Raw genomic sequence first — 24,063 nt, 5'->3', positions numbered from 1 at the left:
TGTCATAGTCGGCTTGTCGTCTTGACATTAAATTTACATTACGATATTTTTCATCGCACTTAAAGCATGCAATGCCGCTTTGTGGCTTGGTTTACCAGATAGAGATTCAGTAACCTCTGTACCTTTATTCTATTATTCCTGAACGGTGAATAGCGACTCCACGTTGGCCCAGATTCGGCGGGCCAGTGCGGCACGATTCATCGTATAGAGATGGATGCCATCGACGCCGTGCGCCACCAGATCGGAAATCTGTTCGGAAGCGTAATTGATGCCGGCCTGTTGCAGGCAGGGCAAATCGTCACCCCACTTATCGACGATGCGTTGCAAAGCCGAAGGAATCTTGGAACCGTTGCGTTTGGTCATGTTGTTGACCGATTTGACACTGCGCAAGGGCATGATTCCGGCCTCGATCGGCACGTCGATGCCTTTGGAGCGCGCGAGATCGAGGAAACGATAGAAATCGTTGTTGTCGTAGAAAAGCTGCGTGATGAGATGGGTCACGCCAGCATCCACTTTCTTTTTGAGGTTGTCAACGTCATCCTCCAGACACGGGGATTCGAGGTGACATTCCGGGTAACAGGCCCCCATGATCTGCATATCGGGATCGTGCTCGCGGATGTAAGAAGCCAAATCACTGGCATGTTCAAAGTCTCCGCACGGCTCGTTGCCTTCGACGTAATCGCCTCTCAACGCCAAGACTCCAAACACGCCGGCCTCGCGGTAGAGATCCAAAGCTTCGTCAACCGTTGCTTTGCTGCTATACAGTGCGGTCAGGTGAGCGACAACTGGGATGTGATAGTCATAATTGATGGCATGCGCTATTCTCGCGGTCTTGACCCGGTCGGCATGGGTGCCGTGACGGTAGGTGACAGAAATGAAATCGGGGTTCAAACCCTGAAGCCCATCCAAGGCATCATAGATGGCGCCTACCGGGGAATGTGGCTTTGGCGGGAATACCTCAAGCGAGAAAATCGGCGAATGCATGGCTGTCTCCTGTGACAAATCGTGTGGCCGGCATCATTGCTTCTGATTGATGTCGGCCACACGCTAATAGTACTGATGATTACTTAGTTACGCGAGGCCTGCGAATCGTTCGCAAGTTCGGCGCGAACGGTCTTGGCGGCCTCGACCATATGCTCGAGGCTCGGCCAGGTCTCCTCGTTGCCGCGGGTCTTGAGTCCACAGTCAGGGTTAATCCATACGCGGCTCGGGTCAGCCTTCTTCAAGATGGCATGGATGCGGTCAACCAGTTCCTTCGTGGACGGGATACGCGGCGAATGGATGTCGTAGACACCTGGGCCCACCTCAGTTTCGAAGTGTGCGTCATGGATGGCGTCGAGCACGACGAGATCACCACGGGAAGCTTCGAAGGAAATCACGTCGGCATCCATGTTGTCGATGTCCTTGATGATGTCGTTGAACTCGGAGTAGCACATATGGGTGTGAATCTGTGTGGTCGGCTTGACGGCGGAATGCACCAGGCGGAAGGCGGGAATCGCCCAGTCGAGGTACTTCTTGTGCCAGTCGGAGCGGCGCAACGGCAGCTTCTCACGCAGCGCGGCCTCGTCGATCTGGATGACCTTGATGCCGGCGGCCTCGAGGTCGAGCACCTCGTCGCGGATGGCAAGGGCCAGCTGCTGGGTCTGCAGTTCGTTGCTGATGTCCTCGCGCGGCCAGGACCAGTTGAGGATGGTGACCGGGCCGGTGAGCATGCCCTTGACGACGTGCTTGGTGCGGCTCTGCGCATACTTGCTCCAGCGCACCGTAATCGGCTCGGCGCGCGAAACGTCACCCCAGACGATTGGAGGCTTGACGCAGCGGGTGCCGTAGGACTGTACCCATGCGTTCTTCGTGAAGAGATAACCATTCAGGTGCTGGCCGAAGTATTCGACCATATCGTTGCGCTCGAATTCGCCGTGAACCAGCACGTCGAGTCCAATCTGCTCCTGATGAGCGATGACCTGATCAATCTGGCCGGCGATAAAATCGTCATACGTCTTCTGATCGATTTCACCCTTGCGAGCCTTGGCACGCATCGAGCGAATCTCGCGGGTTTGCGGGAAGGAGCCGATGGTGGTGGTCGGCAGTTCCGGCAGGTTCAGTTCCTCGTGCTGCAGCTTGCGGCGCTCGGCGCGGACCGGCTGACGCACGAAGTCCTTGTCGGTCAAAGACGAGAGACGCTGGGCCACGGCCTGATCAGGCGCCACACGGCTGCCGTCGAAAAGCGCCTGGTTGGCTGCCAATGTCTGCGATTCCTTGCGCAACGTATCGTCGTCATCGGCCAACTTGGCGACATCGACCAGCTCGCCGAGCTTTTCTACGGCGAAGGCAAAATGCTTGAGCACTTCCGGCTTCAGGCCGGTCTCCCCTTCCGTGCTGAACGGCACGTGCAGCAGCGACGAAGCAGTGGAAACCGCGACGTTGTCGGTCTTGGTCTTCAAAGCGTCGATCAGGCCAAGGCTTTGCGCGTAGTTGTTGCGCCAGATGTTGCGACCGTTGATGACACCTGCGAAAACCGTGGTGTTCTCGGCGACACCGTACTTTTCGATGGCGGCGAGGTTCTCATCGCGTCCTTCAATGAGGTCAAGACCGACACCGTCGAATCCGAAGGAGTTCACGGTCTCGTAGATATCGGCGATGTTGCCGAAGTAGGTATTGAGCAGCACCTTGACGTTCTTGCCGTCGGCGCCGGAACGTGCCGGCAGAATAGCGGAATAGAGCGTCTTGAAAAGTTCAGTATCGCCCTTCTCTTTGTCAAGTACCAAGTAAGGTTCGTCGAACTGCACCCACTGCGCGCCGAGCTCGGCAAACTTGCGGAGGATTTGGGCGTAGACACCGGAAACCGCGTCAACCAGGCCACGGTCGAGTTCCAGCTCTTCGGCCTGTGGATTGCGGGCCAGCTTGAGGAAGGTGTACGGGCCGATCAGCACCGGCTTGGTCAGGATGCCTTGGGCCTTGGCCTCGTTGAATTCGTCGAACGGCTTGGTGGAATTGAGCTTGATTTCGGCCGATGCGTCGATTTCGGGAACCAGATAATGATAATTGGTGGTGAACCACTTCTTCATCGGCAGCGCGGTAACGTCGCCTTCCGGCCCCTGATAGCCGCGGCCCATTGCGAACAGCGTATCCTCGGCGTTCTCGAAGGAGAGACGGCGGTAACGTTCCGGAATCACGTTCAGGAGGATGGCGGTGTCGAGTATCTGGTCGTAATAGCTGAAATCATTGCTCGGAATGAGATCGACGCCTGCGTCGGCCTGCAGCTTCCAATGCTCGGCACGCAGCTGCTTGCCGGTCGCGCGCACGTCGTCGAGGCTGGATTTGCCTTTCCAGTAGCCTTCGATGACCTTTTTTAATTCGCGGTCGCGCCCGATGCGCGGGAAGCCGGAAACGGATGTGAGAGCAGACATAATTCCTCCAGAAGTTGACAGACGACTATCGAAATCTTACCAAAAAATCCCGTTCAAAGGGCATCAAGCCACTTAAGGTGTCGTTATAAAATAAAATTATATTTGAATCTTTGATTTTGTATATAAGTAATTATCTTTTTTTAAAAAACTTTCTTTCACCTGGATAAATCCGCTTATTCATTGTAGCAAAACACTTTTTTCTATCTTCTGGAACTGGTGGAGTACAAATACAAACTTGTTTTGTTCTAGGTGCGTCATCGAGCCAATACCTTGAAGAAACCATCAAACTATCCCCGTTTATAAAAGCATCTTTATTCTCTTCCTTGAATTGATACCAATTCTGATATTTAAACCATTCAATAGAGGATGTACATAAATGATAAATATATGAAGTATTCTGCAAGAGATTTTGAACTCTGATATCAAGACTTAAGGCACTGTTCTGTTCTGTTTTAGGTGACGTAATTTCTTGACAGATATTTATACTTTTTGTGGAATTTGAATCTATTTTAATAGAGTACGTATCAAAATTAACATATTCATTATCGGATTCTTCAACTTGCCAATCACAAGGCATATTCGAAAAGCTAATGATTCCTGCGTTGTTTGAGGCGTTTTTAATTTTTATCGAAAAACGAATTTTGTAACGTTTCTTAGTAGTACCAAAATAACAGTTCTGCTCAGGCAATTGACGTCCATCATATCTCCGATCCAGCGCAGGAACCCAACAGCAATAATTATCACTAATTTGTCTATAAATATATATATCTTCACATTTTGCTTCAGCTGCTATAGAAGGCATTTGTGAATCCCAATAAGTTTCATTTTGTAATTTTAACATTTTAGAATTTTTTGAATAGGTAAGACAAAAAGATATAACTGAAAGAATTAATGAAAGAGCAGCAATCCAAGTAGAAGTAGACAAAGAATTATCAGGACATTGAACAATTATTTTTGAAGAAGTATCAATAAAATCAAAAAACATAATATACGCTTTCACAAAATTACTTTGCCTAAAAAAATTATTTATTTCATTTAACCAATAAACATTAATATTAAGAAGAGATTCTATGCAACTGATCGCCAAGGTCGCGCAGGACCTTGCGCAGCTTGCGGTCGCTGATGTCGCGGAGTTCCAGATCGGCAAGGCGCTCGGCCTGCTGTTCTTCGGTGAGGGAATCGATATCGGTGACGGTGTCTTTGGTGGCGCGGTCACGCTTGCGGAGCGCTTCAAAGCCAGGGGCCATCGCACGGGTGACGACGAGGAAACCGGTATGACCGATCATCTGGTGGTCGGGGCGCACGGCGAGGCCCTGCGCCTTCCATGTACGTTCGAAGGTCTCCTGTACTTCCGGTTCCGTCCAGCAACTGGCTTCGCGCAACGCCTCGCAGAAGCGCGACATCTGCGTGGTCGTGGTGATGTAGGCGATGAGCACGCCACCAGGGGCGATGACACGATAGGCCTGTTCGAGCCGGTTCCACGGGTCGAGCATGTCGAGAACGATTCGGTCGAACGGCATAACAGCTGATGGCATTGAATCCGTCGTCGAACCATTATTCGATTCCGATGATATGGCTTTCTTGTCGTCAGTCTCATCTTTCGACAACCCAGATGAAGCCACAGCCCCGTCGCCAACGGCACTGCTGCGGGTCTCGATACTTTGCGCAAGCCCAGTGGCAACCGTGTCGAAATCGCCGGTCAGCAAATCCCACCATTCTGGGCAATTGCCGTAATAGAGCGTCGCGTTGGCCTCGGCTATCTTGGCGAATTCGGGACGCATCTCGATGGTGGTCAAGTGACCGGTCTCCCCTACGGCGTCCAGCAGGTTGAGGCTCATCGCACCACTTCCGGCACCGGATTCCAGCACATTAAGCCCACTGCGGATATCACCAAGCTGAATGACCTGGGCGATGTCTTTCGGATACATAATCTGCGCACCTCGCGGCATGGAAAGCACGTAATCCGTGAGCCTCGGCCGCATGACCGCGTAATCCCAGCCACCTATGGCACGCGCCGCCTTCCATGGTTTCGGCTTGTCATGGCTGGGTGTGCCGCCAGTTATCTGCGCTTCGCGTTTGGAAGTCACAGTAGTGACAACAATGCCTTCAGTCGAGCCGATAACGTCATCGTGCAGGATGATGCCGTGGTCGGTCTGGGTGGAGCCGCCGGACACAAGCTGGTCGGTGATCTTCTTGCCCTTGCGATCCGTGAACTGGACTTTCTCCCCCGCTTGCAGCGCTCCGCGTCTTGGCATACCCACTTCCCATCATTACGTAATACATAAATCGATGACAGGCAAAGCTCTGCACCGACACTAACTATGCCCTATAATCTCACGCCGTCTCGATGGATTGAACGCATAATAACGCAGAATAAAAAAGAATCCAAACGCAACTATCCTTTGATACTGCGCTTGGATCCCTTATTATTTTTTAACTAATTTCGCCTGTGCGTCCGAACCGTTTCACGACTTTGGCAACGATCGAAACCAATCAAGCAAACAGCTCAGTAGTCCAGCTTGTAGACCGGCTCTTTGCCTTCGGTGACGCGTTTGACGTCGGTCATGCTGTGCATGACCATGTTGCGCACGGAAGTCTTGGTGTAAAAGGCGGAATGCGGGGTGATGATGACGTTGTCCATCGCCGAAAGTTCACGATAGAACTGCGGCAGCTGCGATTCGTTGTCGAAGCGCTTCATGAAAAGCCCGGTTTCCTCGGCGAAGACGTCGATGGCGGCGCCGGCGATCTCGTGGTTCTTGAGTGCGGCGACCAAAGCCTGCGTGTCGATCAACGGGCCACGCGCCTGGTTGACGATGAACGCCGTGTCCTTCATCATCTTGAACTGATCGGCACCGATCATGCCGACCATGTACGGCTCAAGCGGGGTGTGCAGCGTCAGGATATCGGCCTCGCGCACCACAGTGTCGAAATCGGTGTATTCGAGGAATGCGTCGTTGGCGGCGTTGGTAATCAAGTCGTTGCCAATGACGGTGGCGCCCAGGGCATGGAAGAGCTCGGCCACCGCGGAACCGATGCGGCCGACGCCGATGATGCCGACGGTCTTATGGTAGATTTCGTCGCTCATTTCCTCGGAAACGCGCACGAAATCGCATTTGCGCTCGTTGCCAAGAATCTTGCCATAATGGCGCAGCAGGTACATGGTTGAGGCAAGCGTGTTTTCGGCAACCGCGCGCGGTGAATAGGCCGGGGTGTGGGTGACCAGGAAATGATACTTTTTGATGTAATCCATATTGAGAATATCGAAACCGACGGTTCGCAACGCGATGTGATGGATATCGTAGTCAATCAGTTTCCGATAGATCTCTTCTTCGACGACATCGGGAACCTGCTGCATGCTGACAGCATCGTAGCCGTGGCCCTTGGCCATATCGACGGTCTCAAGTGTCAGGTCGTCCGGCGTCGTCACCAGTTCGTCCTCAGGATGGTTTTTCATCCATTCGTCGACGTAATCCTGCCCCTCAGGACGGATGTTGTATAGCAGAACCTTCATTGCTGTCCCTTTCTTCTTTATTGCAGCAATAAAATGCTATCGGAATCAGTCGTCATCAATCGCGTAGGCCGACCAGCGGCCCTGATCGTGGGTCACCTTGAGCGGCAGGCCGAAGATATGGCTCAGGCGTTCGGCGGTGAAGCCGTGCTCGAGATCGCCGGTATAGATGATGGTGCCAGGCTGTGGATCAGCACCGGCGACGTTATCGGCATGGGCGTCGGTCTCGTTGCCGGCCATGCGTCCCATGATGGCGACATGGTCGAAGCCCTGCGGAATCTCCTCAAGACGGTGCGTCACCAACAGCACCGTGCGATCGGTGTCGTGCCGGCCGATATCGCTCAACGCACGCAACGCCAACTCGCGGCCACCCAGATCGAGACCGGTAGTCGGTTCGTCGAGAATCAGCAGATCGGGGTCGCCCATCAGCGCCCGACAAATCAACACACGCGTCCGTTCGCCTTCCGAAAGCTTGAACATCTGCTTGCCTTCGAGATATTCGATGCCGAACATGGCCATGAACCCACGGGCTTTGTCGTAATCGGCCTGCGTGAACTGTTCGCGCCAACGACCGGTGGTCGCGGTCAGCGCCGTCAAGATGACGTCGAGCGGGTCTTCCTCGTTGGGGAACGAACGCGACAATTCCGCAGAGCTCAGGCCGATGCGGTTGCGGTAGGAGAAGACGTTGACCTTGCCAAGCCGATTGCCGAGGATATCGACGGTGCCAACGGAAGGGAACCCACGGGTCGCCATCATGGCCACGAGGCTGGACTTGCCGATGCCGTTGGGGCCGAAAAGCACCCATTTTTCGCCGCGCTTGAGATCGAGGTTCACGTCAGTGAGAATGACGCGGCGGTTCCTACGAAATTCAACATTGGTCAGTTTCAGCGCCGAAACATCTTCGCCCATTCTTTGTTCCCCTCATCGTGATCATGCGCTTTGTTGCGCGATTTCTTCCTTCGTTCTCACAGACTAATCCGGGATAGTCGGCAAAAATGCCGTCATTCCATATTGTGAAGAAGACGCGGAAGGGCCCGATTACAAATTCAGGTGAGGAAACTGGCGACCAAAAGGATCACGGCGAGGAAATAGAGACAGCAACCGACGACGATTTTGAGGGTATGTAACGTCCTGTCTTTGCCGAACTTCGCGGAAAGGCACAAGGCCGTCGCCACGATGAAAACGACAGCGATTATTGCGTACAGCACATATTGAAACATGTCGTACCTTTCCTGGTTATCCTTGCGCGTTCAGCGGTTGGCGACAAAACGCGGTAAACCAATGCCTTCTGCACTATCAAACTTAACATTTCCAAGCCATAAGACCAAATACATCTTACGTCTCTCAACGCAGGACCTGACGATACACGGCCATGGTCTCGTCGGCGATGCGTTCCCAGCTGAACTCGTCACGGGCACGTTTGAAACCAGCCTCGCCCATCTCCTTGGCCCGCTGCGGGTTTTCCATGAGCCGGTTGATGGCCGCTGCCATATCGTGCACGAAATCATCAGGATGCAACGGTGTGCCGCTGCCGTCGCGCTTCTGCTCTATCGGAACGAGATAACCGGTGACTCCATCGACCACGACTTCCGGAATCCCGCCGGTAGCGCTGGCGACCACCGGCAGGCCACAGGCCATCGCCTCGAGGTTGACGATGCCGAGCGGCTCGTAGATGCTCGGGCAGACGAAAGCGTTGCAGCCGTGTTCAAGGGCGTTCAACTCAGGCCGCGGGAGCATCGCCTCGATCCAGATGACGTTGCCGCGCTCGGCTTTCAAGTCTGCAAACGAGGAACGCACCTCGTCGCCAAGCTCCTCGGTATCCGGGGCTCCGGCGCATAGAACGACCTGAATGTCCTTGTCGATCAGATGGAGAGCCTGCAACAGATACGGCAGGCCTTTCTGCCGCGTGACGCGGCCGACGAAAAGCAGTGTGGGCTTGCTGCGGTCGATGTGGTAGCGCTCGAATACCTTCCAGCCGGGGTCGTCGGGGCTCGGAGTCTCGAAATCGGCAACAGTGATACCGTTGTGGACCACGGAAATTTTCGACGGGTCGATGGACGGATAAGCCGTCTGGATGTCCTGTTTCATTCCTTCCGAAACCGCGATGACGCGGTCGGCATGGGTGAAGGCGTCGCGTTCGGCCCAGGAGCTCAGGTTGTAGCCGCCGCCGAGCTGGTCGCGTTTCCAGGGACGGAACGGTTCAAGGCTGTGTGCGGTGACGACGAGCGGGATATCGTGCATCTGCTGGGCCAAGCGACCGGCCAGGCACGCATACCACGTATGGGCATGGGCGATGTCACCGTCAACATCGTTGGCCATTTGCAGATCCACCCCAAAAGTCTGCAGAGCCATATTATCCTGTGCTAATTCGGCGGGCACATCATAGCCGACCACACGCAAATTGCCACCCGGCACCTGCGGAATCTCGTCGGGTGTTCTGGGCCCGTCAAAAGCCCGTACCGTCACCTCGGCACGTTCCGCAAGCACTTTCGACAGTTGCTCGACATGTACGCCGGCACCACCGTAGATATGCGGCGGATATTCGCGGGTCAGCAAATCAATCTTCATACGCGTCAATCAACCTCATCGACTATCACTATTGAATAATGGCCTACCAACTCACCGTTTTTCATCAAATGGCGGTGCCGTTGGAGTCGAGGTTGGGGTTGTGATGGTAGTTCCCGGCCGTGAAGAAGAGGCTCAGCACACCGACCACAAAGATGATGGAAACGGTCAGAATCAGCCACATCGGATGCTTGGGAACCCACATGAGGATCGCGAAGGCGATACCGGAAAGAACGATCAGCGTCCAGCTGGCGATGCGGAACCACTGATGCAACGAATGCGGCGCCTTCATGACCTTCGGGTCGCTGTAGTTCGGGTCGAGGTTTTCTGCCGGTGCCGAAAGCTTCTCGGCCTTGGGCTTCCACTCCGTGTCACCGCTCTCTTCCAAGCGACGGCTGCGCTCCTGCAACGAGTACTCGTCGATCAGCCCGCCGCGGCCGCGATTCTGCGGCTGATTCGGTTGTGGCACTCCCTGACGGTTGCGCTTGGCCTGGGCCCTGCGTTCGGCGCGATTCGGCATCTCGATTCCTTTCAGCGGTGAATTTCGTTCTGCTCTGATTTTAGCCCGAACCCTGCCAAGCGATTCGCACATGGATTTCTTGAGAGATCGAAACCTGAGAAAGTTCAGACCTTCGGAAGAGCCATCGGCTTTTGGGTGGAGACGATCGGGGCCGGAAGTTCGGTGGTGCCGTTGAGGAAACGGTCGACTGCGGAGGCGCAACTGCGGCCTTCGGCTATCGCCCAGACCACGAGACTTTGGCCTCGGCCGGCGTCGCCGCACACGAAAACACCATCCTGGCTGGTCTCGAATTGCTTGCTTCGCGCGACGTTGCCGCGTTGATCGAGCTCGACCGGTAGCTGGCTGAGCATCGTCGAGGTGTCAGGATGCAGGAAACCGGTGGAAATCAGCACCAGATCGGCGTCAATAATCCGCTCGGTTCCGGCAACGTGCTCACGTTTGCCGTCAGCCGTGCTTTTTACATCGACGACCTTGACACCTGTGACATGGCCGGATTCATCAGCCACGAATCCGCTCGCCAAGCCGCTGTCATCCAACGTCACGCGCTCGGTTTCAGCCACTTCCTCGATGCCGGTGAAACTGACGGTATCGGTGTTGTATTCGTAGGTGCCGCCCTCCTCCATCGAGGTGGTGGGCTGGTAAAGACGCGCATAAGTCGGCCAAGGTTGATTGTCCGGACGAACGCTCGGCTCTTTAGGGTTGATCTGCAAAACGGTGATGCTGGTGGCGCCTTGGCGGATGGCGGTGCCGAGGCAGTCGGAACCGGTGTCGCCGCCGCCGATGATGACGACTTTCTTGCCGTTCGCGTCGATGTTGTTGACCGGTTCCTTGCCTTCGCAACGGCGGTTGGCGTCGGGCAGGAAGTCCATGGCGAAGTGGATGCCGTCAAGTTCGCGGCCGGGCACGCTGACATCACGCGGAACGCCGGAACCAATGGCTACAACCACGGCGTCATAGCGTGAACGCAGCTCGTCCCAGCTCACGTCCTTGCCGATTTCCATATTCGTGCGGAAGACGGTGCCTTCAGCCTCCATCTGCTCGATGCGCCGGTCAATCAGATGCTTGTCAAGTTTGAAGGACGGGATGCCATAGCGCATGAGGCCGCCGATTTCGTCATCCCGCTCATAGACAACGACGGTATGGCCGGCACGGGTCAGCTGCTGGGCGCAGGCGAGGCCGGCAGGGCCGGAACCAACGATGGCGATGGTCATGTCGGTCAGTCGTTGCGGCGGCATGGGCTTGACGTAGCCGAGCTTCCAAGCCTGGTCGATGATGGTCTGCTCATCGGCCTTGATCATGGTCGGCGGCTGGTGGATGCCCAAAACGCAGGCCTGTTCGCAGGGCGCAGGGCAAATCAGGCCGGTGACCTCCGGGAAATTGTTGGTCATCGAAAGCCGCTGGTAGGCCTCATCCCATTGGCCTTGACGGACCAGATCGTTGAAGTCCGGGATGATGTTGCCAAGCGGGCAGCCTGTCATACAGAACGGTGTGCCACAGTCCATGCAACGAGCAGCCTGTTCCTTGGTCCAAGGCTGGAAACCGGACTGGGCGTGCACATCCTTCCAGTCGTGGATGCGCTCGGCGACCGGACGGTCCTGCGCCTCGTGGCGCGTGCGTACTTTCAGAAATCCTTTGGGGTCGCTCATCAGTCCACTCCCTCCATCACATGCTCGTAGACGCTATCCCACGCTCCGGGCGCGTTGAAATCGACGTTGTTGGCCTTGGCTTCGTCCATGGCCTTACTCATCGCGACGAACTGCTTGGGCACGACATGCGTGAAGCGCGAACGTGTCTCATCCCAGTTGTCAAGCAGCGCTTGGGCGAAGGCGGAACCGGTTTCTTCGGCATGTTTCTTGACCATCTGATGGACGTGCTGGGCTTCGGCATCATCCAACGCTTCAAACAGCAACGAACCGGATTTGACGGCTCCCGGATTGACCTTGTTCATATCCAGATCGAGCACGTAGGCGTGGCCTCCGGAGAAGCCGGCGCCGAAGTTGCGTCCGGTGGGGCCAAGCACCACGACGGTGCCACCGGTCATATATTCGCAGCCGTGGTCGCCAACGCCTTCCACCACGAACGTCGCTCCCCCGTTGCGCACGGCGAAGCGTTCGCCGGCACGCCCGGCAACGTACATCTCGCCGCTCGTCGCACCGAAACCGGTGACGTTGCCGGCGATGACATTGGTATGAGGGTCGAAACTCAATTGGCCGTCTTCGGGACGCACGATGATGCGTCCACCGGAAAGCCCCTTGGCCGCATAATCATTGACTTCGCCGTAGATGCGCAGCGTTTCGCCGCGCGGGATGAACGCGCCGATGGACTGGCCGCCGGAACCGCGCAGTGTCATGTCGATGGTGTCGTCGGGCAGGCCTTTGGCGCCGTAACGCTTGGTAATCTCGTAGCCGACCATTGTGCCGACGGTGCGGTTGACGTTGCGAATCGGCAGGTCGAGACGCACTGGCTCGCGGTTATCCAGTGCGGGCTTGACAAGGTCGATAAGTTGATTGTCCAGTGCCTTGTCGAGCTCGTGGTTCTGCGCAATCGTCTGGTGCAGAATCGTGCCCGGTGTCGGGCCAGACTGGGCGAGGACGTTGGAAAGGTCGACGCCGTTGGACTTCCAGCGTTCCACCGCTTCATTCTGATTAAGGCATTCGACGTGCCCGACGGCTTCTTCGAGGCTGTGGAAGCCGAGTTGGGCCAGCAGTTCACGCACCTCACGGGCGATGAACATGAAGAAGTTGACCACATATTCGGGCTTGCCGGTGTAGCGCGCGCGAAGCTCCGGGTCCTGGGTGGCGATGCCCTGCGGGCAGGTGTTCAGGTTGCAGGCACGCATCATGACGCAACCTTCGGCCATCAGTGCCGTGGTGGCGAAGCCGAACTCCTCGGCGCCGAGCAACGCGGCGATGACCACGTCGCGGCCGGTTTTGAGCTCACCGTCACACTGCACGACGATACGGGAGCGCAGGCCGTTCAAGATCAGCGTCTGCTGGGTCTCGGAAAGGCCGATCTCCCAAGGGGTGCCGGCATGCTTGATGGCGTTCAACGGAGCCGCGCCCGTGCCGCCGTCGGAACCGGAAATCAGCACCACGTCGGCATGGCATTTGGCCACGCCGGCCGCCACGGTGCCGACACCGAACTCGGAGACGAGCTTGACGTGGATGCGGGCCTTAGGATTGGCCATCTTCGCATCATAGATCAGCTGCTTCAGATCCTCGATGGAATAGATGTCGTGGTGAGGCGGCGGCGAAATCAGTTCGACGCCAGGCGTGGCATGGCGCACAGTGGCAATCCACGGCGGCACTTTGGCACCGGGCAGATGGCCGCCTTCGCCGGGCTTGGCACCCTGGGCGAGCTTGATCTGCAGGTCGGTGGCATGAACGAGGTAATCGCTGGTCACGCCGAAACGCGCCGACGCAATCTGCTTGATGCGGCTGGAACGCAACGGATCTTCGATGCGGTCGTCGGATTCGCCACCTTCGCCGGAGTTGGACCGGGCTCCGATGGAGTTCATCGCGATGGCCAGCGTTTCATGTGCTTCCTGCGAGATGGAACCGTAGCTCATCGCGCCGGTGGAGAACCGCTTGACGATTTCGCTTTCCGGCTCGACCTCCTCGATCGGAATGGGCTTACGATTGCCGGTGAATTTCATCAGCCCGCGCAAGGTCATCAGCCTATTGGAGGTGTCGTTGACATGCTCAGAATATTTCTTGAACAGGCCATAGTCGCCACGCTGGGTGGCTTGCTGCAGAAGGAACACGGATTCGGGGTCGTTCAGATGATCTTCGCCGGTTCTCCTCCACTTGTATTGGCCGCCGACGCGCAGCCTGCGGTGCGGGGTGGCCGTCCATTGGTTCGGATAAGCGACGCGGTGACGGGTGGCGACTTCCTCGGCGATTTCGTCGAGGCCGATGCCGCCGACGCGTGAGGTGGTGCCGGTGAAGTATTTGTCGATGACATCCTGATTGAGGCCGACGGCTTCGAAGAGCTGGGCTCCACGGTAGCTCATGATGGTGGAGACGCCCATCTTGCTCATGATTTTGAGAACTCCGACGGAAAGCGCCTTGCGGAGGTTTTCCACGCCGGTCTTGGCGTCGACATCAAGGAATCCGCCTCGCGCCAAATCCTCCACGGATTCGAAAGCGAGATAAGGGTTAACACAGGCAGCGCCGTAGGCGATGAGCAAGGCGACATGATGGATTTCACGTACGTCACCGGCCTCGACGGCCATGGAGACCTGCGTGCGAGTGTGCATGCGTAGCAAGTGATGTTGCACTGCGCTGGTAAGCAGCAGCGAGGGAATCGGGCCCCACGTATGGTTGGATTCACGGTCGGAAAGCACGATGAAGTTCTTGCCGTCGGCGATGGCCTGATCGACCTCGTCGAAGATCTCTTCGAGGCGGGCTTCAAGAGCCTTGCCACCTCCAGCGACCTGATAAAGGCCATGAACCACGAACGGATTGTAATACCCTCCGAGGATTTTGGCACGGTCAAGACGCTTAAGCTGGGCCATTTCGTCGGAATCGATGACCGGGTTCGGAATGACGATCTTCTTGGCGGAAAGCTCCAAGTCCTCAAGCAGGTTAGGTTCGGGCCCGATGGCCGAGGCCAACGACGTGACGATTTCCTCGCGTTCCCAGTCCAGGGGCGGGTTGGTGACCTGCGCGAATTTCTGCGTGAAATAGTCGAAGAGCATACGGCTGTGGCTGGAAAGCACAGGCTGAGGGGTGTCATTGCCCATCGCGCCGATAGGCTCCTTGCCGGTGTTGGCCATCGGCCGCAGCAGGATTTTCAAATCCTCCTGCGTATAGCCGAACGCGCGTTGGCGACGGACGACGGAAACGTTGGAATGACGGACGTGCTCGCGTGCCGGAAGGTCGCTGAGACTGACGGCGTTGCCTTCGATCCATTCGCGGTAGGGATGCTGGGTGGCGAGCTGATGCTTGATTTCCTTGTCGGGTACGAGACGGCCTTCGGCGGTATCGATAAGGAACATCTTCCCAGGTTCGAGCCTGCCTTTGGCGACGATATGTTCCTGCTCGGTTTCGGGCAGCACACCGGCCTCACTGGCCAACACGACATAACCGTCATCGGTGATCTGCCAGCGTCCGGGACGGAAGCCGTTGCGATCAAGCTGAGCGCCGACCAGCGTGCCGTCGGTGAAGATGATGTCGGCCGGGCCGTCCCAAGGCTCGATCAGTGAATTGTTGTATTCGTAGAACGCACGGACGTCGGCATCGAGCGTGTTGTCCTTTTCCCACGCGGGCGGTAGCATCATCAGCACCGCGTGCGGCAGGCTACGGCCGGCGAGGTGCAACAGTTCCAGGCATTCGTCGAAGGTGCCGGAATCGGAATAACCCGGTGTGGCCACCGGCAGCAGCGGTTTGAACTCCCCCAGCAGTTTGCTACTGAGCTTGCCTTCGCGCGCGGAAAGCCAGTTGCGGTTGCCCTGGATGGTATTGATCTCACCGTTGTGGGCGATGAGGCGGAACGGCTGGGCCAGCGGCCAGCTCGGGAACGTGTTCGTGGAGAAACGCGAGTGGACGATGGCGATGGTCGTCTTCATCTTCGGCTCGAGAAGGTCCGGGAAGAAGCCGGTAAGCTGCATTGTGGTGAGCATGCCCTTGTAGGTGATTGTTCGTGCGGAAAGCGAGGCGAAATAGACCCCGGCCTCGTGCTCGGCGCGCTTGCGGACGCGGAACGCCTTGCGATCAAGCTCCAGACCGCCCAGCGAACTTTCTTCGTCGGATTTCGGCGAGGCCATGACCAGCATTTCGAACGCCGGCATGGAAGCCAACGCCTGCAAGCCCAGACCATCCGGGTTGGTCGGCACCGTGCGCCATGCAAGGACTTCCAGCCCTTCTTCGGTTACGATATCGGCAATCTGACGCTTCTGCTGGCTGGCCGCAGCCAAATCACGGTCAAGGAAGGCGATGCCGGCGGCATATTGACCGGCTTCCGGCAAATCCGCTTCGATGACGGAACGCATGAACTGGTCGGGCATGGCCATGAGTATTCCGGCTCCGTCACCGGTGTTCTCCTCGGCACCCACGGCTCCACGATGGTTCAGGTTGACGAGCACTTCGATGGCGTCGTCGACGATCTTGCGTTCCGGCCGACGATTCAAAGTGGTGACCATGCCGACACCACACGCGTCATGCTCCGCCGCCGGGTCGTACATGCCTTGCGGGCGATGAATCGTCAAATCGAGTGGGGTCTTAAGCGTCACCACAATCACCTCTAGCTTCTGATAACCGATACTCTGTTACGAGTGCTCTCATAGATTAGCGGTACGTGATGTCAGAAATGTATCAACGTCCATTTTCAGACAAAATCTTCCACATCGTGGACATCGCTCGTCGGGTTGACGAATAGTTAACGGAACTTTCGTCTAATTATTCGGTTACCAGTCACAAATATCGAGTACTTGCTCGATGACGGTGTCGTTGAGCAGACGGCCTTTCAATGTCGGGACAATGCAGTTTTCTTCGTGGATTTCTATCAGACCCGACTGCTTGATCTCGTCGAGTTTTGCACGGTCAACAACATGCCCGGAGGCCTGTTCGATTCTCGAGATATCGAGCCCTTCACGCACGCGCAACCCAAGCATCACCGTTTCCTCAAGGTTTTCCTCATGCGTGATGGCTTCGCTTCCCTGCCACGGCACGTTTCCGGCATCCATCGCTTCGGCCCATTTGCGCGGGTGGGCGATATCCCATGCGCGCACACCGAACTGGGCGGCATCCGATTGCATACTGTTTTCGGTGTCGAAGCGTGTTTCAAGCCCTGTGCCGCGCGACAAAGCAGACTTTGTTGAAGCTGATTTCGCTCCCGACTCGGCTGTATATGTAATACTTTGATTTATTTGTTTATTGACGTCAACGGTCTGAAAGTCGCTTTGATTGCCTGATACGTTACATTCCGTTTGTGCGGTATTCGTCTTTCTGAATCCGTCTTCGCCAATATCACGAGCGCCGGAAACCGCATGCTCCTGCCACGCACCGACGTTCGACGTACGGTAGTGCGAGTGCGCGCCGGGGCCGATGCCGGCCCAATCGACGTTGCGCCAATAGCCCAGATTGTGACGACTCTCATAACCGGGACGTGCCCAGTTCGAGATTTCGTACCATTGCAAACCGGCTTGTTTGAACAGCTCGTCGGCAATCTCATATTTAGCCGCCTCATCGTCGTCGTCCGGTTTGGCAATGGTGCCGGCCTTTATTTGCCGTCCCATTTTCGTGGTCGGTTCGACGGTCAGCGCATAGGCCGATATATGGTTCACCCCGAGTTCAATGGCGGTTTCGACGGATTTTCGCCAGTCGTCCATGCTCTCGTCTGGCGCGCCATAGATAAGGTCGACGCTGGAGCGCAAGCCCACTTTGTTCGCCGCTTTCACGCCCGCGGTCACATTCGCCGGGGTATGCGTACGATCAAGAGTTTTCAAAACATGAGGTACCGCCGACTGCATGCCAAAGGAAATACGTGTGAATCCAGCTTCCGCCAACGCTTCCAAATATTGTTCGTCGACGGTGTCAGGATTAGCCTCAGTAGTAATTTCCGCACCGGCTTCAATCCCCCAGATATCCTTCACTGCGTGGAGCATCCGCCCAAGATCAACCGCGGGCAGCAAAGTTGGTGTCCCTCCCCCGAAGAACACCGACGAAGCCGCAGGTTCATCAATCCCGTGCCGTTCCTGCCACTCCCTGACCAGCCGCATCTCATCGATGGCAAGGTTCGCATAGTTGCCGCGCGACGCGCCACCGCCCATATCGACGGCCGTATAGGTGTTGAAATCGCAGTACCCGCACCTGCGGTAACAGAACGGCACATGAATATAAACCTCGAACATAGCCCTCTACCCTAGCGGCAACCCCTTCCAGACGTTTGCCGGGAAGGGGTTTCATTGAGTCGCTGCCGAATGTACCGGCATATTGCCAACCATTTTCAGGAACGACTTCTTTCCTTATGCCGTCTAGGTGAGCCCACAGCAAGGCCGACGCATACAAGGGCAATCGCGAAGAGTGCGACCATGCCGGTCGATGAGGCCCAACCGGCGAGACTGGACGTGCCGCCCGCGTAGGTTCCCAGCCCCATGGCCCGGTCGATGGCGTCGAGGTACCAACGGCCGCACAACAGCTTGCCAATCAACGCCACAGGACCGGTCATCACCGCGGAACCGAACGACCACGCGCCGGAAGTGAAGCCGATGGCGAGGCCCAGCACATTGGCCAGTCCGTTGGCGGCAGTGGTTGAGACAGCGAGACGACCAAGTACGAAACCTATCGAAATGCCGAAGAACACATAGATGGCCATCGAACATGTCGCCAACAGAACCGGCCGCAGCGTCAAGCCTGCCAGCGAACCGGTCATGATCGCGGTTACACCCAGCGAGAGCAGCAGATAGTAAACGGTTACCAGCACTCCGATGCCCGCGCATGCCGCCAGCAGACCGAGACCAACGGCATGCGAAGGAGCCGGAGACACCTCCATGCGCCTACGGGTCGTTTCGACGGTGAAAGCACCGATCACCATGGCGATGACCACGATCATGGATGTGACGATCGGATAGGAACCCAGCGAGAGCGAACGGCCGAATACCAGCGTCGCCGAAGCATTGCCGGAGGCGTGATGTGTGGTGACGACAGAGACATGGGCATCCGTTTTGGTGGATTTGCCGGCACGCACGACCTCACGGACGGCGCTATGCACGATTCCAGATTCACCAATCCGAGAACTCCCGGCCTGCGCAGCGGTTTCGGCCAGATATGTCGTTCGCAGATTGGAAAGGAAGGTCGAAACCTTTGTTTCGGAAAGATCCTGGGGCTCGCCCTGCGTGATGACCACACTGAGCTGTTTGGGATTTTGTCCGCTGGATACGGCATCTGTGAAATCGTGCATATAGCCTTTCGGCACCACATAAATGGCGTCCGTGGCGTCGGTGGCCATGGCGTCCTGCATGGCTCGACGGTTGTCATCGACGTGCACGACGGTGTTGGTCTGCCCCAAGTAGTCCTTCAGTCCGGTCGCGATGCCACCGGCACCGCCGTCTCTATCGATAACCGCCACACGCGACTGGTCTGGCGAATATGTGGGCGACGATCCGTGGGTGTCGGAGACGCTTTGGAACAGGATGGCCGTCATGACCAGGCTGAGCGCCACCAGATAGAAGAGAATATAGGTTCGATGCCGTTTCGCGACGGCGAGCGCGGCTTTACAGATGTTCATAACGTTGCCTCCTCAGCATCGCCACGACGATCAGGACGAAAACGACCGTGGTGGCGGCCATGATAGCCAGACCGATAAAGAATGGATGGTAATTGTCGTAATACAGTAAGTCATAGAACAGGTCACTCACCTGGCGGGCGGGGTTGAGCTGGGCGATGACAGGCGCCTTTTGCCGCAACCTATCCCCTAGCGCCATCGCGCCGGTGCCATACAGACCGGTAAACAGCGACAAGAAGCAGGTGAGTACCGTGCTCAGGCTCAATTTGGCGTGCTTCGAAAGTTTCGGAATGGCACCGATGACCAGCCCCAACGAGCTCGCCATCAAGGTCGATGCCGCCACCGCAAGCACTGCTGCCGGCTCACGCCCGGCTATGCCGACACCAAAGATGTAACGCATCGCTAGGAACGCGATCAGCATGCAGGCAAAAGAAAGCACCCACGAGGCCATAAGTGTGGCAATCGCCTGCCGGATCTTCGGCAACGGCGAGACACTGACCCGCACGCCAAGGGCCGAAAGGATCGCTTGGGCGAGCGTGATGAGGTTGATGGATACGGTCATGCCCAACAAACAGGCCATCCCGAGCAGCGAGAAATAATAGCGTGCGAAACGGTGCGGTTTTACACTCGTCACACTTACGTGTTGCAGGAACCCATCCGATGAACCGATACTCGATCTGACCTGCGGGTTTGCCATGGCGGCATGGTTCTTGGCCGCTATCGCAGTGACCACACGGCCGGTCTCGTTGTATTGCTGCAACGCGTAATCGATTGCGGTCACGCTCATCGAAACGGCCTGATTGCCGGAATTCACCGTCGTATCCGCGAGCGCCATATGCAATGCTCCCGAATCGTCCACATAAAGGTAGCCTTTGGCTTTGCCGTCGGCCACCATTCGTTTGGCGTCGGCAACCCCGGAAGCTTGTCTGATGGTTATCAGCTTTTCGTTGTCGCTCTTCGAGTCCTTGCTTTTGGCTTGACTCTTGGCATCTTCCTGCTCACCCGCGAGCGCCTTGACCACCTGTTCGGCTCCGGCCGTTTTGCTCCAGTTCGAGTCTTCGGCTACGGCCATGGATTGCGAATCGACGTGGATTAGATCGTTGATGTCGCTGAACATGAGCTGGAACATCGCCAGCATGATGAGCGGAAAGGCCAGCACCCAGAAGATGATGCTCGGGTTTCTCACCCCGGCTTTGAGATATGCCTTAAACGTTGTGAACATACCGCGCTCCTAGTCCCTCAGCGCCTTGCCGGTCATCTCGAGGAACACGTCGTTCAACGTCGGCGGGTTCGAGGAGACGTGGCCGATGTTGGCACCGGAACGTTGCAGAAGGTCGAGGACATCGACCAGATTGCGCTCGCCTGCTTTGCAGCGTACGGTCAGCGTTTTGCCGTCGTAGTCAGCATCAACGATGGTCGGCAGCCCCTTTAGATCGGCAAGTGCTGTGTCAGCGAGATCCAGCGTTTCGACGAGTATGCGGTCGCCGGTGGAGACCATCGCCTTAAGCTCGCCGACCGTGCCTTCCGCGACGTGGCGGCCGTGATCCATGATGAGTATTTGGTCGCAGATTTGCTCGACCTCCTCCATGTAATGGCTCGTGTAGACCACAGTCGCTCCGGCACAGTTGAGGCGTTCAATCCCTTCAAGGATGGCGTTGCGGCTTTGCGGGTCGACGGCCACGGTCGGCTCGTCAAAGAAGATGAGATCGGGTTTGTGCGCGATGCCGCAGGCAATATTCAATCGACGCTTCAACCCGCCGGAAAGATTCTTCGGCCGGTATTTGCGGAAATCCCCGAGTCCGACCAGCGCGATGGCTTCGTCGACCAGCAGTTTACGTTTGCCCTTCTTCGGCACGTAAAGCGAGCAGAAATAGTCGATGTTCTCCTCCACCGTCAGCTCCTCAATCACCGCGACATCCTGCGGCACCAAACCGATGCGAGCTTTGAGCACGTAGGCGCTCGGCGTCATCGGTTCGCCGAAAATCCTGATATTCCCCGAATCGTAGGTCAGGAGCGAAAGAATGCAATTAATCAACGTGGTCTTGCCGCTGCCGTTGGGACCGAGCAGACCGAATATCTTGCCTTGCGGCACGTCGAGGTCGAAGTCGTCGAGTACCAGATGGTCGCCGTAACGCTTGACCAGATGGCTGATCTTGACCGCGGGAACGTTGCCGGTTCCGCTCGGGTCTTGTTTCGCGTTCATAGATGAACCTTCCTATCTATATCGAACGTTGTGTATGTTGGTGATTCCATTGTGTCGTAGAAAAGCGCAGAAGATATGGTGAGTGTCGTCATTTTCTTGTCGTATCACTAATTACATTTGTCACTACTTTCTGTCTTTGGCATTTTTGCGGGGCACCGTACGTCACATCACAAATCATTGAAAAGAAATGGATTACAGCGGCGAGACGCGATTACCTTCGGCACACGGCGCAACATTCGCCACAGAGACCGGGTGATACTCTCGAATCGTGAGCAAAAGGTATCTTCAGGACGCGGCCGGAGTGGCATTGCTGCTTTGCTGCGCCCTGCTTGAGGCGGCGAGGCAACACAGCTCGTTCGATGTCACCGCTATCGTTGCCTTGCTTACTGCCATTTGCTGTTCGGCACTCGCCCAATGGCTTGACAACGATGACCGGCACTTTGGTGGCAATACTCCCGATTTCGCGCCGCTCCCCTTGCTGCTGTTCTGCATACCATCGTTATTGCTCCCTGAATTTCTTGCGTTCATGCCATTGGTCGCGTTCGCAATGATGGTCATTCCGACTGACCAATCTGAAAAGCAGTGGCACAAGTTGATGCGATGGTGCTGGATTCTCCCGTTGATATGTTCATATTGGACTTATCGGTTTGGTGGGTTCTTGCCAGCCGTCCACAACCGCCATTCCGCGATTCATCCGGTATTGGATGCTGCCATTGCGATGCTCTTTTCGTGCCTCACCGCTCTATTAGGATATATTTTCTCCATTTCCGATTTTGAACACCGTAGGTTGCTCGCCCTCAAAGACACCATCAGAGCGACCCGCCGCCGCAACGCGACACAAATCGATTCACTGCGCGAGCAACAAGAGGAATCGACCCGCGTGGCGACCCTGCGTGAGCGCACCCGCATCGCCCGCGAGATTCATGACAATGTCGGACATCTGCTTACTCGTGCTCTGATGCAGACGCAGGCGGCCAGTGCTGTGGCGAACGCTACCGATGACGAAACTGCAGCGAAACAACTCGCTGGCATCAACGAAAGCCTCAACGAAGCGATGACGATGGTGCGGCGTTCCGTGCACGACCTTGAAGACGACGGAACTGATTTCGAGGCGCAGATTGCGGACGCCGTGCATGTCATGGATAGCGCAAGGCCGGATTTTTCCGTTACGCTGGATTGCGATATCGAAAACACCCCGGCCCCGGTGGCCCGTTGCTTCACCGCCGTCATCCGCGAGGCATTGACCAATGTGATTCGCCACTCTGATGCGAGTAGCGCCAACGTTTCGTTGCATGATTATCCCGCGTTCTGGCAACTTGCGGTGTTTAACAAAGCAGCGACGAAACCAACGGCTCAATCCACGAACGGAATCATCCCCGACCTTCGCGGCATGGGCCTGGCGGACATAGAGCAACGTGTCCACGCCCTCGGCGGTACCTCGCTTTGTGGCCCGTACCGCGACGGCTGGCGTGTGTTCGTCTCGCTGCCGAAAGCACCGTGGACGAGCACAAACACAGATACCAGCAATAAGGAAGAAGAAACCGTATGAAAACCGCAATCGTCGACGATGATCCGATCGTCTGCTCGTCACTCACGACGATTCTCGAGGCGGTGAACGCCGCAGAGGTGTTATGGACCGCGAATGACGGCGAAGCGGCAATAGCCAAATATTTTGGCGACCCAGCAGACAGACCCGACGTGCTCTTGATTGATATCCAGATGCCCGGCGTCGACGGTCTGGAAGCCGCACGGCGAATCCTAGCGCGTGACAAGGCCGCCCGTATCCTTTTCCTCACCACCTTCGATGATAAGGAATACATCGATCAGGCCATCGCGCTGGGAGCCAAAGGCTACCTCATCAAGCAGGATGCGTCTTCCGTAGGCCCTGCGCTTCAGGCGGTAATGGCCGGTCAGGTCGTACTCGGCGCACAAGTGCTCGGCAAACTATCCGCAGCCGCTTCAGCAACCAGTAGAAGTGAAGCCGGAGACAACACCCGCATGAACACGTCATTCACAGCCCGCGAACGTGACATCCCTAGAGATGTCCCATCGAACGCACCCCTGAAAGACGTTATCAATGTGCCCACTTCAGCGTTCTCAACATTGAGCGCTCGCGAACGCGACATCGCCAGTTTGGTCGCCCAAGGCCTTGATAACCACGACATCGCCGCCCAGCTCTACCTAAGCGAAGGCACCGTCCGCAACCGTATCACCGACATTCTCACCAAGCTCTGCCTCGCCAACCGCACCCAACTGGCCATAGCCTGGCTCAACGCCGGTCAGCACTGATCTTCACCCCTTGGAATGGAGCAATCTCTGCTAAACTAGTTTCAGATTCACGGATTCAAATACTGAAGGAGGAGACATGAGCGACGAAAATGTGTTCATCATCGATGGCATCAAAATGCAATGGGACGACGACTCTCTGCGCATCTTCGAACAGGGCTTTGACCGCACCGCCGTCATGGACAATCAAGGCAATATTCTGTCTTCCACGTTTGGCGAAGAGGGTGTTCCCTTCCTCTGTCATTGGTTCGCCCGCGTCAAGCCGATGATCGATGACTTCCGCTCAATCGAAAAAGAATACGCAAATACCTGAAATCTTTCCCCTATGAACTTGCAGAAATTATAAACC

The 24,063-nt window shown here is 56.4% G+C and carries 17 protein-coding genes and 1 pseudogene; 3 read left to right on the top strand and 15 right to left on the bottom strand.

Annotation, left to right across the window (positions count from 1 at the left end; translation table 11 throughout):
- Positions 1–132 precede the first annotated feature (132 nt).
- From metF to OZX62_RS04545, 15 genes and pseudogenes are all read right to left on the bottom strand, one after another.
- Entirely contained in the window at positions 133–984 is an 852-nt protein-coding gene (gene metF / locus OZX62_RS04615) for a methylenetetrahydrofolate reductase [NAD(P)H] (RefSeq protein ID WP_277176851.1), read from the bottom strand.
- A gap of 83 nt (positions 985–1,067) precedes the next feature.
- On the bottom strand, positions 1,068–3,407 hold the full coding sequence (gene metE, locus OZX62_RS04610) for a 5-methyltetrahydropteroyltriglutamate--homocysteine S-methyltransferase (protein ID WP_277176850.1): 2,340 nt from the start codon (positions 3,405–3,407) through the stop codon (positions 1,068–1,070).
- 130 nt (positions 3,408–3,537) lie between these two features.
- Entirely contained in the window at positions 3,538–4,407 is an 870-nt protein-coding gene (locus tag OZX62_RS04605) for a hypothetical protein (protein ID WP_277176849.1), read from the bottom strand.
- 55 nt (positions 4,408–4,462) lie between these two features.
- Positions 4,463–5,662, bottom strand: a pseudogene (locus OZX62_RS04600) (hypothetical protein); the annotation flags it as partial.
- Positions 5,663–5,913: 251 nt separating this feature from the next.
- Entirely contained in the window at positions 5,914–6,918 is a 1,005-nt protein-coding gene (locus OZX62_RS04595; protein WP_277176847.1) for an NAD(P)-dependent oxidoreductase, read from the bottom strand.
- 45 nt (positions 6,919–6,963) lie between these two features.
- On the bottom strand, positions 6,964–7,824 hold the full coding sequence (locus OZX62_RS04590) for an ATP-binding cassette domain-containing protein (RefSeq protein WP_277176846.1): 861 nt from the start codon (positions 7,822–7,824) through the stop codon (positions 6,964–6,966).
- A gap of 137 nt (positions 7,825–7,961) precedes the next feature.
- Positions 7,962–8,135: a hypothetical protein gene (locus tag OZX62_RS04585; RefSeq protein ID WP_277176845.1), complete on the bottom strand. Its 174-nt coding sequence runs from the start codon at positions 8,133–8,135 to the stop codon at positions 7,962–7,964.
- Between the two features lie 124 nt (positions 8,136–8,259).
- Positions 8,260–9,483, bottom strand: a complete 1,224-nt coding sequence (gene glgA, locus OZX62_RS04580; protein ID WP_277176844.1) for a glycogen synthase — start codon at positions 9,481–9,483, stop codon at positions 8,260–8,262.
- Positions 9,484–9,547: 64 nt separating this feature from the next.
- On the bottom strand, positions 9,548–10,000 hold the full coding sequence (locus tag OZX62_RS04575; RefSeq protein WP_277176843.1) for a Yip1 family protein: 453 nt from the start codon (positions 9,998–10,000) through the stop codon (positions 9,548–9,550).
- Positions 10,001–10,104: 104 nt separating this feature from the next.
- A complete protein-coding gene (locus OZX62_RS04570; RefSeq protein ID WP_277176842.1) occupies positions 10,105–11,646 on the bottom strand; it encodes a glutamate synthase subunit beta in 1,542 nt (513 codons plus the stop codon).
- Positions 11,646–16,232, bottom strand: a complete 4,587-nt coding sequence (gene gltB, locus OZX62_RS04565; protein ID WP_277176841.1) for a glutamate synthase large subunit — start codon at positions 16,230–16,232, stop codon at positions 11,646–11,648. The genes OZX62_RS04570 and gltB overlap by 1 nt, the downstream gene beginning before the upstream one ends.
- Positions 16,233–16,406: 174 nt before the next feature.
- Positions 16,407–17,852, bottom strand: coding sequence for a radical SAM family heme chaperone HemW (gene hemW / locus OZX62_RS04560; RefSeq protein ID WP_277176840.1), 1,446 nt, complete (start codon positions 17,850–17,852; stop codon positions 16,407–16,409).
- Between the two features lie 95 nt (positions 17,853–17,947).
- A complete protein-coding gene (locus OZX62_RS04555; protein WP_277176839.1) occupies positions 17,948–19,228 on the bottom strand; it encodes an ABC transporter permease in 1,281 nt (426 codons plus the stop codon).
- A complete protein-coding gene (locus OZX62_RS04550) occupies positions 19,215–20,447 on the bottom strand; it encodes an ABC transporter permease (protein WP_277176838.1) in 1,233 nt (410 codons plus the stop codon). Before OZX62_RS04550 ends, OZX62_RS04555 begins: the two co-directional genes overlap by 14 nt.
- Positions 20,448–20,456: 9 nt before the next feature.
- On the bottom strand, positions 20,457–21,428 hold the full coding sequence (locus OZX62_RS04545) for an ABC transporter ATP-binding protein (RefSeq protein ID WP_277176837.1): 972 nt from the start codon (positions 21,426–21,428) through the stop codon (positions 20,457–20,459).
- 268 nt (positions 21,429–21,696) lie between these two features.
- Here OZX62_RS04545 and OZX62_RS04540 point away from each other — a divergent pair, with 268 nt between their 5' ends.
- The 3 genes from OZX62_RS04540 (at position 21,697) to OZX62_RS04530 (ending at position 24,027) form a co-directional block, all read left to right on the top strand.
- Entirely contained in the window at positions 21,697–22,977 is a 1,281-nt protein-coding gene (locus tag OZX62_RS04540; protein ID WP_277176836.1) for a histidine kinase, read from the top strand.
- Positions 22,974–23,717, top strand: a complete 744-nt coding sequence (locus tag OZX62_RS04535) for a response regulator transcription factor (protein WP_277176835.1) — start codon at positions 22,974–22,976, stop codon at positions 23,715–23,717. The genes OZX62_RS04540 and OZX62_RS04535 overlap by 4 nt, the downstream gene beginning before the upstream one ends.
- A 76-nt stretch (positions 23,718–23,793) precedes the next feature.
- The gene (locus OZX62_RS04530; protein WP_277176834.1) at positions 23,794–24,027 is read left to right on the top strand and encodes a hypothetical protein; all 234 of its coding nucleotides are present in this window, start codon (positions 23,794–23,796) and stop codon (positions 24,025–24,027) included.
- Positions 24,028–24,063 lie beyond the last annotated feature (36 nt).

It is taken from the genome of Bifidobacterium sp. ESL0690 (assembly GCF_029392315.1).
Lineage (GTDB): Bacteria > Actinomycetota > Actinomycetes > Actinomycetales > Bifidobacteriaceae > Bifidobacterium.
This window is presented reverse-complemented; position numbering and strand designations above follow the sequence as displayed.

What these genes read in the sequence shown, in the direction of transcription:
- metF (WP_277176851.1), bottom strand. Translation starts at nt 984, where the DNA reads ATGCATTCGCCGATTTTCTCGCTTGAGGTATTCCCGCCAAAGCCACAT.
- metE (WP_277176850.1), bottom strand. Translation starts at nt 3,407, where the DNA reads ATGTCTGCTCTCACATCCGTTTCCGGCTTCCCGCGCATCGGGCGCGAC.
- OZX62_RS04595 (WP_277176847.1), bottom strand. Translation starts at nt 6,918, where the DNA reads ATGAAGGTTCTGCTATACAACATCCGTCCTGAGGGGCAGGATTACGTC.
- OZX62_RS04590 (WP_277176846.1), bottom strand. Translation starts at nt 7,824, where the DNA reads ATGGGCGAAGATGTTTCGGCGCTGAAACTGACCAATGTTGAATTTCGT.
- OZX62_RS04585 (WP_277176845.1), bottom strand. Translation starts at nt 8,135, where the DNA reads ATGTTTCAATATGTGCTGTACGCAATAATCGCTGTCGTTTTCATCGTG.
- glgA (WP_277176844.1), bottom strand. Translation starts at nt 9,483, where the DNA reads ATGAAGATTGATTTGCTGACCCGCGAATATCCGCCGCATATCTACGGT.
- OZX62_RS04575 (WP_277176843.1), bottom strand. Translation starts at nt 10,000, where the DNA reads ATGCCGAATCGCGCCGAACGCAGGGCCCAGGCCAAGCGCAACCGTCAG.
- OZX62_RS04570 (WP_277176842.1), bottom strand. Translation starts at nt 11,646, where the DNA reads ATGAGCGACCCCAAAGGATTTCTGAAAGTACGCACGCGCCACGAGGCG.
- hemW (WP_277176840.1), bottom strand. Translation starts at nt 17,852, where the DNA reads ATGTTCGAGGTTTATATTCATGTGCCGTTCTGTTACCGCAGGTGCGGG.
- OZX62_RS04555 (WP_277176839.1), bottom strand. Translation starts at nt 19,228, where the DNA reads ATGAACATCTGTAAAGCCGCGCTCGCCGTCGCGAAACGGCATCGAACC.
- OZX62_RS04550 (WP_277176838.1), bottom strand. Translation starts at nt 20,447, where the DNA reads ATGTTCACAACGTTTAAGGCATATCTCAAAGCCGGGGTGAGAAACCCG.
- OZX62_RS04545 (WP_277176837.1), bottom strand. Translation starts at nt 21,428, where the DNA reads ATGAACGCGAAACAAGACCCGAGCGGAACCGGCAACGTTCCCGCGGTC.
- OZX62_RS04535 (WP_277176835.1), top strand. Translation starts at nt 22,974, where the DNA reads ATGAAAACCGCAATCGTCGACGATGATCCGATCGTCTGCTCGTCACTC.
- OZX62_RS04530 (WP_277176834.1), top strand. Translation starts at nt 23,794, where the DNA reads ATGAGCGACGAAAATGTGTTCATCATCGATGGCATCAAAATGCAATGG.